The 16,602-nt window shown below is 43.4% G+C and carries 15 protein-coding genes and 1 other annotated feature; of the genes, 10 read left to right on the top strand and 5 right to left on the bottom strand.

From position 1 onward, the window contains the following. Positions 1 to 59: 59 nt before the first annotated feature. Together CSV80_RS04950 and CSV80_RS04945 are read right to left on the bottom strand one after the other, a co-directional pair. Complete coding sequence (locus tag CSV80_RS04950) at positions 60 to 2,471, bottom strand: bifunctional diguanylate cyclase/phosphodiesterase (RefSeq protein ID WP_099669971.1); 2,412 nt, start codon at positions 2,469 to 2,471, stop codon at positions 60 to 62. A 257-nt stretch (positions 2,472 to 2,728) separates the two neighbouring features. Next, the gene (locus CSV80_RS04945; protein ID WP_029053343.1) at positions 2,729 to 3,433 is read right to left on the bottom strand and encodes a pseudouridine synthase; all 705 of its coding nucleotides are present in this window, start codon (positions 3,431 to 3,433) and stop codon (positions 2,729 to 2,731) included. A gap of 174 nt (positions 3,434 to 3,607) precedes the next feature. Next, positions 3,608 to 3,827, top strand: a binding site (T-box leader). Between the two features lie 88 nt (positions 3,828 to 3,915). On the opposite strand from CSV80_RS04945, the gene CSV80_RS04940 reads away from it, so the two are divergent. From CSV80_RS04940 to CSV80_RS04895, 10 genes are all read left to right on the top strand, one after another. Beyond that, complete coding sequence (locus CSV80_RS04940) at positions 3,916 to 5,298, top strand: anthranilate synthase component I family protein (RefSeq protein WP_233190826.1); 1,383 nt, start codon at positions 3,916 to 3,918, stop codon at positions 5,296 to 5,298. Positions 5,299 to 5,356: 58 nt separating this feature from the next. Beyond that, positions 5,357 to 6,394, top strand: a complete 1,038-nt coding sequence (gene trpD / locus CSV80_RS04935) for an anthranilate phosphoribosyltransferase (protein ID WP_369802806.1) — start codon at positions 5,357 to 5,359, stop codon at positions 6,392 to 6,394. Beyond that, the gene (gene trpC, locus CSV80_RS04930; RefSeq protein WP_029053340.1) at positions 6,391 to 7,179 is read left to right on the top strand and encodes an indole-3-glycerol phosphate synthase TrpC; all 789 of its coding nucleotides are present in this window, start codon (positions 6,391 to 6,393) and stop codon (positions 7,177 to 7,179) included. The genes trpD and trpC overlap by 4 nt, the downstream gene beginning before the upstream one ends. Then, entirely contained in the window at positions 7,176 to 7,808 is a 633-nt protein-coding gene (locus CSV80_RS04925; protein WP_099669968.1) for a phosphoribosylanthranilate isomerase, read from the top strand. Before trpC ends, CSV80_RS04925 begins: the two co-directional genes overlap by 4 nt. Beyond that, a complete protein-coding gene (gene trpB / locus CSV80_RS04920; protein WP_099669967.1) occupies positions 7,792 to 8,982 on the top strand; it encodes a tryptophan synthase subunit beta in 1,191 nt (396 codons plus the stop codon). Before CSV80_RS04925 ends, trpB begins: the two co-directional genes overlap by 17 nt. Continuing rightward, positions 8,979 to 9,770: a tryptophan synthase subunit alpha gene (trpA, locus tag CSV80_RS04915; protein ID WP_099669966.1), complete on the top strand. Its 792-nt coding sequence runs from the start codon at positions 8,979 to 8,981 to the stop codon at positions 9,768 to 9,770. The genes trpB and trpA overlap by 4 nt, the downstream gene beginning before the upstream one ends. 254 nt (positions 9,771 to 10,024) lie before the next feature. Next, positions 10,025 to 10,954, top strand: coding sequence for a S66 peptidase family protein (locus CSV80_RS04910; RefSeq protein WP_099669965.1), 930 nt, complete (start codon positions 10,025 to 10,027; stop codon positions 10,952 to 10,954). Further along, positions 10,955 to 12,064: a mandelate racemase/muconate lactonizing enzyme family protein gene (locus CSV80_RS04905; protein ID WP_099669964.1), complete on the top strand. Its 1,110-nt coding sequence runs from the start codon at positions 10,955 to 10,957 to the stop codon at positions 12,062 to 12,064. Next, entirely contained in the window at positions 12,057 to 12,941 is an 885-nt protein-coding gene (locus tag CSV80_RS04900; protein ID WP_158231862.1) for a C40 family peptidase, read from the top strand. The genes CSV80_RS04905 and CSV80_RS04900 overlap by 8 nt, the downstream gene beginning before the upstream one ends. 90 nt (positions 12,942 to 13,031) lie before the next feature. Next, on the top strand, positions 13,032 to 13,511 hold the full coding sequence (locus tag CSV80_RS04895; RefSeq protein ID WP_029053333.1) for an acyl-CoA thioesterase: 480 nt from the start codon (positions 13,032 to 13,034) through the stop codon (positions 13,509 to 13,511). Positions 13,512 to 13,863: 352 nt separating this feature from the next. On the opposite strand, the gene mscL is transcribed toward CSV80_RS04895, so the two are convergent. From mscL to CSV80_RS17460, 3 genes are all read right to left on the bottom strand, one after another. Next, entirely contained in the window at positions 13,864 to 14,250 is a 387-nt protein-coding gene (mscL, locus tag CSV80_RS04890; RefSeq protein ID WP_029053329.1) for a large conductance mechanosensitive channel protein MscL, read from the bottom strand. A gap of 34 nt (positions 14,251 to 14,284) precedes the next feature. Further along, complete coding sequence (locus CSV80_RS04885) at positions 14,285 to 14,941, bottom strand: phosphatase PAP2 family protein (RefSeq protein ID WP_158231861.1); 657 nt, start codon at positions 14,939 to 14,941, stop codon at positions 14,285 to 14,287. 260 nt (positions 14,942 to 15,201) lie between these two features. After that, entirely contained in the window at positions 15,202 to 15,378 is a 177-nt protein-coding gene (locus CSV80_RS17460; protein WP_158231974.1) for a hypothetical protein, read from the bottom strand. Between the last annotated feature and the right edge of the window lie 1,224 nt (positions 15,379 to 16,602).

The raw sequence follows: 16,602 nt of genomic DNA, 5'->3' as shown, positions 1-16,602 counted from the left end.
AGTAATCACATATAATAGTAATAGCCAGCAGACGTTCGTCTGCTGGCTACCTAGTATAGTTATATAGTAGTGAATAACTGTAAAAGTTCGTTGGGAGGCACGGGTCTAGAATACAAAAAACCTTGTGCTTCGTCACAATCAAGCTTCTTGAGAAATTCGGCCTGTTCGTGAGTCTCAACCCCTTCAGCAATCACTCGTAAGTGTAAGTTCTTAGCCAAGTCAATAATAGCTTTGACAATAACCGAATTCGAATTCAGTTCTCTAACAAAAGATTGATCGATCTTAAGGTGAGTTAGAGGAAACTTAGTTAAATAACTTAATGAGGAATAACCTGTTCCGAAATCATCGATACTAATTTTAATGCCGATCTCACGAAGTTCTTGTAAAATGTTTTGGCAATAGTCCACGTCAGAGGTCATACTTTCTGTAATTTCGATATTTAAATAGTGTGGCAGCAGACCGGTTTTATGAAGTGTTTCTTTGACATCGTTCACAAAACTGATACTTTTAAACTGACGTAAGGAGACGTTGACGCTCATTAATAGTGAAGTGTGGCCCAAGTCTTGCCACTCTTTCGCCTGTCTACAAGCAGTTTCTAGCACCCACAAACCAATGGCAAGTATCATTCCAGTTTCTTCTGCTATCGGTATGAATTGCCCGGGTGGAATCATGCCTCGGGAAGGATGTTGCCAGCGTACCAAAGCTTCTACGCCAATCATATTTCCTGTATTAAATTCATATTGCGGCTGGTAATGTAGAGATAATTCCTCTTTGTGAAGTACTTGACGCAATTCCATCTCAATTAAAGTTCGTTCCATTAAGTCTTTATAAAGTTCTTCAGTGAAAAATTGATATGTGCTTTTACCTGATTGTTTTGCTAAATACATAGCAGAGTCCGCATTACGAAGAAGCGTATCGTACTGTGCACCATCGTCTGGGAACATGCTGATGCCAATGCTTGGAGCGATAAATATTTCCAAGTAATCGATGAGGAATGATTTTGATACTTCATCGACAATTCGTTTGGCGACCATTTGTGCACCTTGTTTCGTCGTAGAAGAACACAGAATAAGAAACTCGTCTCCGCTAAGTCGACCAACCAAGTCATTTTGCCTAACGAGCGTTTGTAATCTTGCACCAACCGCTTTAAGCAATTGATCACCTACATAATGACCCATGGAATCATTAATATTTTTAAAACGATCCAAATCCATATAAAGCAGAGCGAAAGGTTCCCGGTTGTTTAAACGGGTCTCAATCAAGTCTTCTACTGTCTGCTTCAGTAACCTTCTATTTGGCAATCCAGTTAGATGGTCGTGAAATGCCATATGTTCTACTAAACGTTCAGCTTCTTTACGATCTGTAATATCACTGGCGGTACCGACAACTTCGACTACATTTTCACCTTCAAAAATAGGAGAGAGGTAAACTAGAAAAGTTCTTGATTGATAGTCAATTTCGAACTGTCCTACACGACCAAGTAGTGCACCAAGAAGCTGTCGCTTAAATGTAGACAAAGTGAAGCCTTTATTCGATGCGAGCTGATTAAGTGTATCCGCAGTGATTCCAAGTTGTTCGGCAACTTTTCCTTCTAGTAACGTAATATGAATTTGATCGTTTTCGTCCAAGGAATATTTAAAAATAGCATTTTGGAGATTTTTCACAGTCGTAGAAAAATCATTTTTTAATGCCAATTCTAATGATTTCTCCGCTTCCATCTGAGATGTTACATCCTGTCGTATGGAAATATATTGGAATGGCTTACCATCTGAACCGATAAACGGAACGATAGTAGTATGGACCCAATAAAAATTTCCGGACTTAGACTTATTACGGATCACGTCTCTCCATACTTGACCAGACTGAATCGTACTCCACATATCTGCGAAAAAACTTTTAGGATGTGTACCTGAGTTGACTACCCGATGTGTCTTGCCGATCAGTTCCTGACGCGAATACTCTGAAAGGGTACAGAAGCGATTATTGACATACGTAATTACGCCTTTTGGATTGGTGATGACAACTACTGCTGATTCATCCAGCGCATATTTAAAATTCTGCAGGTCGATACGTGTTTTGGCATACTCGTTTGAGACCATTTTTGAGCCGGTTACATCAATGTCGAGTGAGAGATAACCCGTTAAGTCTCCGATCGTATCATAAATAGGTACAATGGCGATATCTAGCCAGTGTACTGAGCCAGACTTAGAGTGAATTTGTATGGCTTCTTGATAGACGGTTTCATGTTCAAAATGCCTTTTAAGTATATAAAGCCTCTCTTCAATAGAAAATTCTCTATTTAACTTCCCCCATGTTCTACCTAGTAACTCATCTTCGCTATAACCTGTCAGCACGCAAAAATTGTGGTTTACATAGGTGAAATGACCGCTTAAGTCTATAAGTGATATGCAAAACTTTTCATCAAGTAGTGTAGATAGGTGTGAAGAAATACTAGGAGCATATAACGGCATAAAGGCACATCCTTTCTTTAGAAATCGTTATGGGGAAGTAGAATAGTCCTTGCTTTGCAAGTATAAAAGTTATGAAATTATATAATAATATCTAATAGATTGAAGAATAGATTTAATCTGTCTGATTATAACATGAATGAGAGAGTTTTGAACTAGTTATTGAAGAAAAAATATATAGGTTGTTAGAAGTGTAGGAATAGGAGAGCAGTACATAACAAAAAAGATCATGAAAGCTTTGTAAAGCCTTCATGATCTTTTCATCTTTTCGGTTTGTAATGAAGTGTTTTGAATAGCTTATTACGCTCTGCATCTGTTAGTTCTCGCCATTCACCAATTGGAAGATCACCCAGTTCAATAGTGAGTATCCGAACACGCTGCAAGCGACGTATGTGATAGCCGAGCGCTGCACACATTCTGCGGATTTGTCGATTTAAACCTTGTGTCAATATAATAGAAAAGGTTTTAGGACCGAGTTTTGTTACCGTACAAGGTTTTGTGACAGTATCAAGAATCTTCACCCCTTTTTCCATCTGTGAAATAAACGAAGCGGTTAGGGGACTATCCACTGTCACGATGTATTCCTTTTCATGTCCATGTTCTTCCCGTAGGATTTCATTGACGATGTCACCGTCGTTCGTTAATAGTAATAAGCCATCAGAATCTTTGTCTAAACGTCCAATGTGGAAGATTCGCAATGGGTGATTGACAAAGTCCACCACATTACCTTCTATATGGCGTTCTGTTGTACTAGTGATTCCTACTGGTTTATTAAGCGCGATATATACTAACTGTTCTTCTTGTTCGACTAGCTTGCCGTCAACTTCTACTTGATCACCTGATTCGACTTTACTGCCGAGTTCCGCGAGTTGACCATTGATTTTCACGCGACCGTCAGCAATCCACTGATCTGCCCCCCGTCTGGATACAATACCTGCACTACTTAAAAATTTATTAATCCGCATAAAGATTCTCCTTCCGCACTTGTTACAATAAGCTAATTATAGCATTTTTCCCGTAAGAAATTGTTGACATTAAAGATTCTGCATATTAAGATAAATATAATAACTAGATGGACAGAAGGTTTCGATAGCGGAATCGTCCCGGTAGATGAGATGAGTTAGCAGAGAAGAGAATAGCGAAAAGATATGAATAAGAAGAGTAGCGATCGCATGTGCTTTCTAGAGAGTCAGTGGCTGGTGAAAACTGATACACATTGTTCGTGAATGGACTTATGGCAGCTGTTTTGATGAAAAACAGACGTTTGCCCGCGTTAAGGGCAGTGTGAAAACACATAAAGTGGGAGTACTTTGGTACTTCAATTTGAGGTGGCAACGCGGTTATATAATCGTCCTCTGCAACAGGCTAACTGGCTCTGTTTGCAGAGGGCTTTTTCTATTTAATCATAAGAATTATACGACAGTCCATAGAGCAGAGGAGAATGATTATGATGACAGAGCAGAAGAACTTACGGGTCACGACGAGAAAGATTGAAGGAGATTCCTTAACTCCTATTTTGATATTTAGAAGATTGAAAGGGAATCATAAGTTCCTGTTGGAGAGCTCATCGCAAGCAGGTGGGTCTGGGCGTTATTCATTTATTGGACTGAATCCTCAAAAAGCGTATCGTGGTCGGGATGGTGTAGTAGAAGAGATCGTCTACTCAACGAATAGGACGTATACGCATGAAGGAGATCTCTATACGTTATTGAAGCGTCTCATGCCGCGTATTACGGAAGATGCGGGGTTCCCGTTTACAGGCGGTGCGGTTGGTTATGTAGGGTATGGAGCAGCAAGAAATGGTGAACAACGAACAGCTGATGACCTCCAGATGCCGGATGTCTACTTCAATATTTACGACACCATCGTGATCTATGACCATCAATTGCACGAAGTGACGTTGCTGCATACAGAAATCAATCCAGTATACGAAGCGCCTGATTTAGACGCCATCGAGGATATGATTGTTAATGGTTCAGTCGATAAAGAAGATAGTGTTTCTCTATCTGATTATCGTTGTGCCATTTCCAAAGAAGAGTTTGAGCGTCGTGTCCAGATTGTTATTGATGCGATTAAAGAAGGGCAGGCGGAACAAGTCGTTCTATCACGTCGCTTTGAAGCAGATATTACAGGTGATCCGTTTGCGTTGTATCGTAAACTGCGTCGCCGCAATCCATCTCCATATATGTACTACATGGAGTTTGAAGATCATACAGTCATCGGAACGTCACCTGAAAGTCTCGTGCGTGTCACCGGAGATAAAGTATTAACCAATCCAATTGCGGGCACTCGCAGAAGAGGGCGAGATCAAGCGGAAGATGAAGCGCTTGAAATCGAATTACGCAATGATCCGAAAGAGCTGGCCGAACACGATATGCTTGTGGAAGTAAGCAAGAAAGAACTGCAACAAATCTGTCGTCCCGAAACGATTGAAGTTGCAAATTACTTGGAAACAGTTCGCTATGAACATGTTATGCACTTAGTTTCCGAAGTGACAGGTGACCTTGCTCCAGGTTTGCATGCACTGGATGCACTGAAAGCGACGATGCCAGCAGGAACTGTTACGGGTTCCCCGAAACCAATCGCTATGGACATGATTGATGAACTGGAAGATCAACATCGTGGGATTTACGGAGGCGCTATCGGATATATTGGTCTTAACGGTAATATCGACTTCGCATTGACAATCCGTACAATGCTCGTAAAAGAAGGCAAAGCGTATGTTCAGGCAGGTGCGGGGATAGTAGGAGCTTCTGTTCCTTCATTAGAATATAAAGAGACATCCAATAAAGCCCGTTCCTTACTAGAAGCAACAGAAATGACAAAGTGATTGCCAAGGCTAAGCCTTGCTGAAAGATTGCGTAAACGTCTAGACGAGAAGGGGAGAGATGAGTATGAAGAGGTTTTTGAGCATAGTAGAGAAGCAACGCAACCTTATGTACGAAGAGATGAGAGAAGCCGCCGAGCTATTGTTCAATGACGCGACAGATGAAGATCTAATTACACAATTTTTGATCGCGTTATCGAAAAAAGGTGAAACATCACATGAAGTAGCGGCATTAGCGGCTGTTATGAAGTCATATGCGAACGACCTGACGCCTACAGAGGCACGTTATCTAGATAACTGTGGAACCGGTGGAGATGGAGTCAATACATTCAATATTAGTACGACAGCTGCATTCGTGCTGGCGGGTGCCGGGGTCCAGGTTGCGAAACATGGTAATCGTAAAATCTCTAGTGCATCGGGTAGCCAGGATGTTTTGGATGCACTTGGCATTCATTCTGATTTCCAGATACCTGATATGCAGAACTTATTGGAACAACAAGGGATTGCATTCTTATTTGCCCCGTCTATTCATCCTAAAATGAAGAGGATCGGCGCTATACGGAACAAAATTGGTAAGACGACGATCTTCAACTTAGTTGGGCCCTTGACGAATCCTGTATCACTTGAAACACAGTTTACCGGTATTAACCGTCCAGATTTCATCATGGAATATGCATCAGTACTCAGAATGCTGGGGCGGGAAAGAGCGATTGTTGTGAGTGGGGCAGGGGGAATGGATGAAGCGTCTCTTGCAGGCCAGAATGAATTTGTATTACTCGATCATGGTGATTTAATTCCATTTTCATTGACTGCAGATGACGTGGGGCTTGAATATGCACCGTTATCCGCAATAAAAGGTGGAGACGCAATAGAAAATGCCGCGACTACTCGATCGATCTTAGGTGGAGAACGTGGACCAAAGTTTGATACAGTCGTGTTGAATGCAGGTATTGGTTTATTTGCAAATGGGCATGTTTCTACAATTCAAGAAGGCGTGAAAGTAGCTACTGAAAGTATCTTGTCAGGCAAGGCGTTAGCAAAACTAGATGCCGTTGTCGCATTTAGCGAAAAGATTCGGCAGAAGGCGGTTATCCAATGACGATTTTAGAAAAAATTATTGCACAGAAGAAAATAGAAGTAGATCAATTGCTAGCGAGTAACGTGACGTTTCCGGAACGGGAGATCACACGTCCGTCACTCTATCAAACGCTGAGGAAAGCGAAACAACTGCAAGTCATCTCTGAAATGAAACGTGCATCACCTTCTAAAGGATTAATTGCAGATGGTGCCAATCCGGTTAAACAGGCAACTGCTTATTATGAAGCAGGTGCTGCGTGTATCTCAGTATTGACTGATAAAGAATTTTTCAAGGGATCATTTGAAGACTTGTCTGCAGTAGCGGATGCTGTGCCCATCGCATTGTTGTGTAAAGATTTTATGATCCATAAAATTCAGATTGACCAAGCGAAAAGCGCAGGTGCATCCGTCATTTTACTGATTGTGGCAGCACTCGATGATGAAACACTTGGAAGTCTATATACGTATGCCAACGAAGAAGGTTTGGATGTGCTAGTAGAAGTGCATAACGTCGAAGAGTTGCAACGCGCGTTGTCAATCGATGCAAGAATTATCGGTGTCAATAACCGCGATCTGCATACATTTGAAGTAGACTTAGCACAGACAGAACTGATCGCGTCACACTTCCCGTTTGATGAAGAGCGTGTGTTCATCAGTGAAAGCGGGATCTGGGGACCTGAGGATGCAGAACGTGCAGCTAAAGCTGGAGCAAGTGCAGTACTTGTAGGAGAATCATTGATGCGCAGTGATTCAGTAAAAGAAGCTCTGCAAGCATTGCAAGTAGAAAAGCACGTGGATCGTCCATGACAAAAGTAAAGATTTGTGGACTGATGAAACCAGAACACGTACAAGCAGCCGTGGATGCAGGCGCTGATGCTATAGGGTTTGTATTTGCACCAAGCCGCAGGGAAGTGACGGTAGAGCGGGCACATGAACTGGCGAAACTCATTCCACCGTCCGTATTAAAAGTCGGAGTCTTTGTGGATGAAGCAAAAGAGCAGTTACACAAGATATTTAAAGAAGTGCCCTTGGATTATATCCAATATCATGGAGAAGAGACTCCCGCCTTCATTCAACAAGTGGGATTACCTTCTATTAAAGCCCTTGCTATTGAAACGGAAGACGATGTGAAACTCGCTGCCACATATGAGGTGGATTATTATTTATTCGATACACCAGGTGTTGAATACAAAGGCGGTAGTGGTAATACGTTCGATTGGTCGTTACTTGAACATGCGGGTGTATCAAAAGAGCAAATTATCTTAGCTGGTGGACTGCATGCAGGCAATGTGCAGGAAGCGTTGAGGCAAGTGAATCCCTATATGGTGGATGTATCAAGTGGAGTGGAGATAGAGAAGCAAAAAGACACGGAACGCATTCAAACGTTTATTCATACAGCGAAGGGTAGGAGAGATTGTCATGACAACAGAAACTAAAGGACGCTACGGGAAATTCGGAGGTCAGTTCGTTCCGGAAACATTGATGACTGCATTGCAGGAGTTAGAAACTGCTTACGAAGAAGCACAGCAAGATCCTGCGTTTTCAAAGGAATTGGATTATTATTTGAAAGAGTTTGTAGGTCGTGAAACCCCTTTGTTTTTTGCAGAGCGTTTGACGAAGCATGCAGGTGGCGCGAAAATTTATTTAAAGCGCGAAGATTTGAATCATACAGGTGCTCATAAGATTAATAACTCTCTTGGCCAAGCATTGCTTGCGATTCGTATGGGCAAGAAGAAAATCGTAGCGGAAACAGGAGCAGGACAACATGGTGTGGCAACAGCTACTGCTTGTGCGTTACTCGGTCTGGAATGCGTTGTATTCATGGGCAAAGAAGATATCCGTCGTCAAGAACTGAACGTCTTTCGCATGGAACTGCTGGGTACGAATGTGGTTTCCGTTGATAAAGGTTCAGGTACTTTGAAGGATGCGGTCAATGAAGCATTGCGCTACTGGGTTTCCAATGTAGAGGACACACATTATATTTTAGGTTCGGCTCTAGGTCCGCATCCATTCCCACAAATCGTCCGTGATTTTCAGCGAGTGATCGGTGATGAAACACGTAAGCAAATCGTGGAATATGAAGGACGACTCCCTGATGCAGTCGTAGCTTGTATTGGTGGCGGTAGTAACGCGATTGGTATGTTCCACCCATTCGTCGATGATCAAGATGTAAAGTTGTACGGTGTAGAAGCGGCAGGCAGCGGCATTTCAACAGGCAAACATGCGGCAGCCATTGCGGGTAAACAAGAAGGCGTTTTGCACGGTGCGTACATGTACGTATTGCAAGACGATGATGGATTTATTCAAGAGGCGCACTCCATTTCCGCCGGTCTCGATTATCCTGCGGTAGGACCTGAGCATTGCCATTTAGCTGATATCAAGCGTGTACAGTATGACTCCGTTACGGATCAACAAGCGCTTGAAGCGGTGCAAGTACTTTCACGTGTAGAAGGAATTATTCCGGCTCTTGAAAGTGCTCACGCTGTTTATTATGCAGTGCAGTTAGCGAAAGAAATGAAAGAAGATGAGCTACTCGTGATCTGTTTATCGGGGCGCGGCGACAAAGACATGCAAACAGTACGTGATGCGCTGGGAGGTCAATCCACATGACAAAAAAACTAGTAACACAAGCGATTATGCAGTGTAATGAACAGGGAAACAAAGCGTTTGTACCTTATATCATGGCGGGTGACGGCGGATTACAGACGTTGAAGAAGACGATATTATTCCTGCAAGAAGCGGGTGCAACTGCTATTGAAGTGGGCATACCATTTTCAGATCCGGTAGCAGACGGTGATGTAATCCAGCAAGCCGGTGAGCGAGCATTAGCTGAAGGCATTACATTACGAAAGATTATGAAAGAACTTGCTTCATTCAGAGAAGAGGTCAAGATTCCCTTAGTGATCATGACGTACTTGAATCCTGTTCTTAGCTATGGCTTACAGTCAATAGCGGCAGATTGTGAAGCAAGTGGTGTCTACGGTTTAATCGTTCCAGATCTTCCGCTCGAAGAAAGTGGTTTACTCAAAGAAGCGCTGAAAAATAGCGATGTGGCATTAATTCAATTAGTTTCTCTAACCAGTCCAGCTGAGCGTATTGAAGCCATTGCGAAAGCAGCAGAAGGTTTCATTTACGCAGTGACAGTAAACGGCATCACGGGTGTCCGTTCATCATTTACAGAAGGACTCGAAGGTCACTTAGAGCGTCTAAAGGCTGCAAGTTCCGTTCCGGTTCTTGCGGGATTCGGTATTTCTACCCCGGAACATGTACGCACACTTGGCGGACTTGCTGACGGCGTCATCGTAGGAAGTGCGATCGTAACGGCTCTTCATGAAGGAGATTACGAAAAGGTTCGGACGTTAATTAACGCATCGAACAATCAACTAACCAATAGCTAATAATTTTGCGGATAACTGATATATTTCAGTTATCCGTTTTTTACTGTAAATAAAACTATCCACAATAGAGAAAGTGTGAATAACTTTTTCTGTTATTTAAGTAATTTTATATAAAGTATGCACAATATCTAGGGATTAGCTGTTTATAAAGGGGATAACTTAAAGATTACTCACAATCTATTGTAAATGTCTAAGAAATCTCGTGATGACGATGGAGTTTCATGAATATGATAAAGTAGGACGTAGAAAGGGTGATGAGTAGAATGATTCGTCCAGCACATTTAGTACAAGGTGATGTAATTGGGATTGTGGCACCTGCCAGCCCTGTAGAACGTGAAGTATTGGAGCGTTCATTTCAATTTTTGGAGCGATTGGGTCTGCGCTATAAAGTAGGCCAGTCCGTGTATAAGAAAAATGGTTATTTGGCAGGGACTGATGAGGAACGGCTTGCTGACTTGCATGAGATGTTTAAAGATCCCGAAGTGAAGGGAATTCTCTGTGCGGGTGGTGGTTACGGCTCGGCACGCTACGCAGAACAACTGGATCTCGATTTGATCCACGACCATCCGAAAGTGTTTTGGGGGTTCAGTGATATTACGTATCTACATACCGCGATTCGTCAGGGAGCAGGACTCGTTACATTCCACGGACCAATGCTTGCATCATGTGTCGCGCAAGACGAGTTTCATGAAATGTCGGGCAAAATGTTTGGGCAATTATTTACGCCTGTAGAAGTTCATTATTCTGAAGCCATCTCGCCACTCGAAACTATTGTAGGCGGTGTTGCAGAAGGCGAAGTGGTCGGTGGTAACTTGACGCAACTAGTCAACAGTCTAGGCAGTGAATTTGAGGTTAAGACGAATAATCGATTACTTGTACTTGAGGATGTGGGTGAAGAGCCTTATAAAGTGGATCGTCTACTTAATCAATTACGTCTCGCAGGTAAGCTTCGCGAAGCAGCAGGTATCGTGATTGGTGATTTCGCGAAAGCTACACCAACGAAGCCCAATGCTTCACTCGCATTGGATGAAGTGTTTGAACATTATTTTGGCAAACTAAATCAGCCTGTCGTAAAGGGATTCCGTATCGGTCATTGCGAACCGAATATTGCGATTCCATTTGGTGTGAAAGGACGTTTGGATGCAAATAGTAAGACGCTGACTATCTTACCGGGAGTGGAGTAATTGCAAATTCGCACGGTGGAAACATTCCTCGTGTCATCCTCATTACGTAAACCGTTTATCACGGCGCTGCGTACTGTTCATACTGTGCAATCGGTCATCATCAAACTAACAACTGACGACGGTCTGATTGGCTGGGGGGAAGCGGTGCCCACGCATGTCATAACAGGTGATTCCATCGGTGGCATTCGTTATGTCATCCATGATGTTCTTGCACCTATATTGATTGGCGGAAATATCATACAGCGAGAAGTAATAATGGAAAGAATACAACGGGCAATTATGGGGAATACGAGTGCAAAAGCTGCAGTTGACATGGCAGTGAATGATTTATTCGGACAGCTTTGCGGTTTACCTTTAGTCCAAGTGTTAGGCGGCTACCATCAGAGCTTGAAAACAGATTTGACAGTCAGTGTCGGGAAGCCTGCTGAAATGGCCAAGGAAGCGGCAGAACATGTTGCCAAAGGCTTCGATACGCTAAAAGTGAAAGTTGGTACAGGTTGCTTTCAACAGGAAAGAGAAAGGATTCACGCAATTCGTCGAATCGTTGGCCAAGATATCACGATTCGCCTCGACGCCAATCAAGGTTGGAAATCTAAAGAAGCCATTCGCCTCATTCGCCAGTTAGAAGATGACGGAGTTGATTTGGAATTAATAGAACAGCCAGTTAACGCATATGATATAGAAGGCTTGAGAGACGTGACAAGACAGACAAGCACGCTGATCATGGCAGATGAATCATTATTTTCAGCGAGAGATGCAAAAAGATTGCTGGAGATGCGCGCAGTGGATGTACTGAATATCAAATTGATGAAGTCGGGGGGGATCCGCGAAGCCTTGAAAATCAATGCATTGGCTGAAGTACATGGCATAGAGTGTATGGTCGGAAGTATGATGGAGACAGCAGTTGGGGTGACGGCAGCTGCCCATATAGCAGCAAGTCAGCCGAATATAACGCGAGTAGATTTAGATGCACCACTATTATTAGCAGATGAATTATCGGCAGGGGGCTTACACTATTACGGATCGCGTATGGAATTGAGTAAGGAGTCAGGACTAGGATTTGATTCGAAGCGGATGATGCAATGGGTGAAGGAGCATGCATGTGAATGAGAAATGGATGTGCGCGGTAAGCGTTGCGACAGTATGGACGGATCCTGATTCTCCTCGTGTGGCTGATCTTCCTGCCTTGGATCATCCTGTGCAAATCAACAGATGGCTTTCCCAGTTATCCTATGAGGAACGTCTAGCGCTAAGTGAAAAAAATTACATTCAGACGCAATTATTATACGGTGAATCTGTGATTGTCGAAGAAGTGGTTGGCGACTGGGCGCGTATAATTGCGAACTCCCAGCCAACTCGCAAAGATCCGCGAGGCTATCCTGGCTGGGTGCCACTTGTCCAACTTTCCATGAAGAAACGAATACAGACAGAAGAGTTTGTCAGAGTGACTTCTCCAAAGGCAGCTCTGTTTGATGAATCAGGTACATTCTTTTTACGTATTTCTTTCAATACAATCTTTCCATCCGCAGAACGACGCGGCAAGAAGATACGTGTATGGACACCGCATGGCTGGAAACTGCTAAATGTATCTGATGTCGAGCGTGTGGGAGAAGAATCAATTCACCGTCCGCTAACAGTGGGAAGACGCTTTATTGGCTTGCCGTATTTATGGGGGGGCATGTCCGCCTGGGGCTTTGATTGCTCAGGATTCACCCGAGCTATATGGAAAGCGTGTGGAATTTGCTTGCCGCGTGATGCAGTGGATCAGGCAGAAGAGGGCAGATCCATCTCGCTCGACTCTGCAGATTGGCAAAAAGGTGATTTAATCTTTTTCAAGAATGAAGAGCAACGTATTCATCATGTGGCGATGTATGTAGGGAACGGAAAAATTCTTCACGCACCTTCAACCGGGAAATTAATTGAACAAATTGAACTGAAGAAGTCTGCTTATGCCGACAATGTCTGTAGTGTGCGAAGAATTATCTAATCGAATATGCAATACATCAAGAAAGAATTGGCGCTGACTCCCTTCTTTTATGTATACTTGAAAGAACGTACTAAAAAGGGAGTTGTCGTAATGTCTGAACAAAAGCCGATGAGCGAGTCGAGAACCATCCAAAGTAAGCTGGTCTTACCGCCGGACACGAACCATATTGAATCAATCTTTGGAGGAAAAGTTCTCTCCTATATCGATGAAATTGCAGCTATTTCAGCTATGAAACACGCGGGTACTAGAGCAGCAATCACCGCTTCAATAGACTCTGTCGATTTCGTTTCTCCAGCCTTGCTGGGTGATGTCATTGAACTTGAAGCGGTAGTCACTTCCGTTGGTCGCACATCTATGGAAGTTTTTATTTCGGTTCATTCCAAAAACTTGGTGACAGGTGAAGTGAGGTTGACGACAGAATCATTCTGTACGATGGTTGCGGTAGATGACACAAATCGTCCGATTCCAGTGGCGGAAGTGTATCCTGAAACGGAATTAGAAAAACGCCTTTTCGATACCGCACCTGCACGACGTGAACTTCGTAAGCAGCGGAGATTGATGAAGCATTAATAAAAGCGCAAGGAAGAAATGGAGAAATCGTTTCTGCCTTGCGCTGTTTTTATGAAAACTTCCTATATAATCGTGTATATAAAAACAGCAGTGGATGAATAGGCCATAGCCCGTTCATTCACTGCTGTTAAATTGTATTAGTTATTACTGCTGAACGTACGGACTAGTCCAAGTACTGTTCCACCGAGAATAAATGCAAACAATGCATACATGATATAGACGAACCACATGAATATCCACTCCTTTGATCAGTATCCTGCCTATCATTGTAACACCTTGACAGGCGCGTTGCAATGGACTTTGTAAGACAACTGTGACGGCTGTACGACTGCAAGAGTGAGTGGCCGCTATTTTATCGTTCGCTTTTTAATAAATCACGAATCTCAGTAAGTAATTCCTCTTTTATATCCAATGGTTTTTCTTCAGGTTCTTCTTCAACTGCCTCTTCCGGCTTCATTTTCAACTTCATAAGTACTCGTAAGAAGACGAAGATCGAACCTGCGACAATTAAGAAGTCAATAATAGATTGAATGAATAGACCATATTTGATTACAGCATCACCAATTGTATAGCTCAATTCTGAAAAGTTCAGACCACCTAATAAAATGCCAATCAGTGGTGTCATAATGTTTTCGACTAAAGAAGAAACAATCGTTCCGAAAGCGGCACCAATTACAACACCGATTGCCAAATCAAAGATATTCCCTTTAAACGCAAACTCCTTAAAATCCTTCCACATAGAAATAACCTCCTTGTATAAACTTCATCGTGTTTTACTTTGTTTGTAGATTACCTGATCTTTGTCGTTGGAATCGTTGATAGAATGCAATGGATGCGAACAACCAGACTGAACTAGCTAGCACCCCGCCGACTATATCGCTTGGGAAATGAACACCCAAGTATATTCTACTGACCGCAATCATGACAATCATCATAGCTGCAAGAATGATAATCACAACTTGGCTTCCTGTATTCTTTACATTCCTCCATAGGATATAGGTAAGTATCGTATATAGGCTGAATGCCATCATCGTGTGTCCACTAGGAAAGCTATACCCGCCAATGTCGATTAGACGATTAAAATCAGGACGTTCCCGTTTGAAGATGAATTTAAGTACTTGATTAAGAATGCCTGTCCCAGCTAGTACTATAGCGAATAGTACCGCTTGGGCACGATGTTTCTTCCATAACAGCACTCCAAGTGTCAGTATGGCCAACAGAACAACCGATGTAGTAGAACCGATGGTAGTAAATAGTTTCATAATAGACGTCAGCCCTGGAGATTCTGCGCTTTGCACAAAGTCAATTATAGGTTCATCAAAACTAGAAATCGTTTGCAAATGAATCGATCTGGCAATGTAGGCGAAAAAGCCGGTAAACAAAATACAAATAATCCAAACGGCTAATAAACGAAGTGATAGTTTATGCATGGTATACATTCCTTTCTATAGTTGTATATTCTGAACGATTGTAAAATGAATGTACAGCGAAATGTAGAGGTTTGTATCAGTTAATGTCGAAGTTTTATGTGGTGTGTAGAAGGTGCCTTTGTTAGATGCGGTATAGGACATTTTCAGAACAGTAGTTTTCCTAAAGGAGTGACGAGTGCCTGTCGGAGTACGCTACAGTTCATGGTAAGTAAGAAGCGGCTTGGGGTTGTGGTTCTCGCAAGTGCTTTTTCTGTTCCTGTTTAATCAGGGGGTTGTGGTTTAGCTGGCAATGTAAGTGGCAAGTTCATTGCCCCCACTACGGCGCTGGTGGATGGCTTTCGCGATGAGCCACAGACAGGAAAGTGCGCCTGTCTCTGTTTCATCGCTACGCCTACCACAGCAGTCGCCTTCGTTGCATCGAGAGTAGGGCAGTTCATATAGGTGTTTTAATCGTAAAAGTGCTTTTGTATTCCGTTTCTATTTAGCAGGCCTAATAAGCGGCGTGCGGTTGTGGTTCTTGCACGTGCTTTTCTTTTCCTTGTTCAATTAGGTGGTTGTGGTTTAGCTGTTAATCTAAGTGGCAAATTCATTGTCCCCACTACGGCGCTGGTGGATGGCTTTCGCGAGGAGCCACAGACAGGAAAGTGCGCCTGTCTCTGTCTCATCGCTACGCCTACCACAGCAGTCGCCTTCGTTGCATCGGGTGTAGGGCAGTTCGTATACTTCTTTCGCTAGAGATACAAGATAGATATTACGATGTTGCTGATCCTCTACCTATTAGAACCACAACTAGAATAAATACCACTTTGTAGCGCAGGCACAACTGCGGGGTAGGCCGTGGCCATGAGACAACTGGCGGCACTTTGCCAGCTGGCTCCTGGCTGTAGGCAATCCCCCACGTGCCTGTGCGGGTCCAGAAAACGAACACTCGCTAACTTTAGTACCCAACAACCAGTCGAGCAACGATCCCAACCAAAAATGCCAAAGACTCGTAGCCGCATAGTCGCTACGCGAAACGCGTCTCTAGGTCGGGTAATGTACGCTAATTATCATTTTGTTAGGCCATTTAGAACCACAATTTAAATAACTTTCACTCAGTAGCGCAGGCACAACTGCGGGGGAGGCCGTGGCCATGAGACAACTGGCGGCACTTTGCCAGCTGGCTCCTGGCTGTAGGCAATCCCCCACGTGCCTGTGCGGGTCCAGAAAGCAGACACACACTAACTTCATTCCCCAACAACCAGTCGAGCAACGATCCCAACCAAAAATGCCAAAGACTCGTAGCCGCATAGTCGCTCCGCCAAACGCGTCTCTAGGTCGGGTACTGTACGCCATCTCTTGTTTTGCTTTACCGCTTAAAACCACAACCAAAATAAATACCACTCAGTAGCGCAGGCACAACTGCGGGGTAGGCCGTGGCCAGGAGACAACTGGCTCATGGCTGTAGGCAATCCCCCAGTGCCTGTGCGGGTCCAGAAAGCAGACACGCACTAACTTCGGTCCACAATAACTAGTCGAGCACCGACCTAATTCAACGTATCTCTTACAACGCATATTGTAATATGACTTCTTGTCCCAAAACACATGACATTTGTCATCTCAAAGTCATGACATCTATGTCTACCCCTCCCACCGAATACAAGTTATTCTTAATGTACTAG

Origin of the sequence: Sporosarcina sp. P12(2017), from assembly GCF_002743035.1 — a bacterium.
Taxonomy (GTDB): Bacteria; Bacillota; Bacilli; order Bacillales_A; family Planococcaceae; genus Sporosarcina; species Sporosarcina ureae.
This window is presented reverse-complemented; position numbering and strand designations above follow the sequence as displayed.

Bases quoted from the DNA above. Each gene is read 5' to 3' on its own strand.
- CSV80_RS04950 (WP_099669971.1), bottom strand. From the start codon at position 2,471: ATGCCGTTATATGCTCCTAGTATTTCTTCACACCTATCTACACTACTT.
- CSV80_RS04945 (WP_029053343.1), bottom strand. From the start codon at position 3,433: ATGCGGATTAATAAATTTTTAAGTAGTGCAGGTATTGTATCCAGACGG.
- CSV80_RS04940 (WP_233190826.1), top strand. From the start codon at position 3,916: ATGATGACAGAGCAGAAGAACTTACGGGTCACGACGAGAAAGATTGAA.
- trpD (WP_369802806.1), top strand. From the start codon at position 5,357: ATGAGTATGAAGAGGTTTTTGAGCATAGTAGAGAAGCAACGCAACCTT.
- trpC (WP_029053340.1), top strand. From the start codon at position 6,391: ATGACGATTTTAGAAAAAATTATTGCACAGAAGAAAATAGAAGTAGAT.
- CSV80_RS04925 (WP_099669968.1), top strand. From the start codon at position 7,176: ATGACAAAAGTAAAGATTTGTGGACTGATGAAACCAGAACACGTACAA.
- trpB (WP_099669967.1), top strand. From the start codon at position 7,792: ATGACAACAGAAACTAAAGGACGCTACGGGAAATTCGGAGGTCAGTTC.
- trpA (WP_099669966.1), top strand. From the start codon at position 8,979: ATGACAAAAAAACTAGTAACACAAGCGATTATGCAGTGTAATGAACAG.
- CSV80_RS04910 (WP_099669965.1), top strand. From the start codon at position 10,025: ATGAGTAGAATGATTCGTCCAGCACATTTAGTACAAGGTGATGTAATT.
- CSV80_RS04895 (WP_029053333.1), top strand. From the start codon at position 13,032: ATGTCTGAACAAAAGCCGATGAGCGAGTCGAGAACCATCCAAAGTAAG.
- mscL (WP_029053329.1), bottom strand. From the start codon at position 14,250: ATGTGGAAGGATTTTAAGGAGTTTGCGTTTAAAGGGAATATCTTTGAT.
- CSV80_RS04885 (WP_158231861.1), bottom strand. From the start codon at position 14,941: ATGCATAAACTATCACTTCGTTTATTAGCCGTTTGGATTATTTGTATT.
- CSV80_RS17460 (WP_158231974.1), bottom strand. From the start codon at position 15,378: ATGAACTGCCCTACTCTCGATGCAACGAAGGCGACTGCTGTGGTAGGC.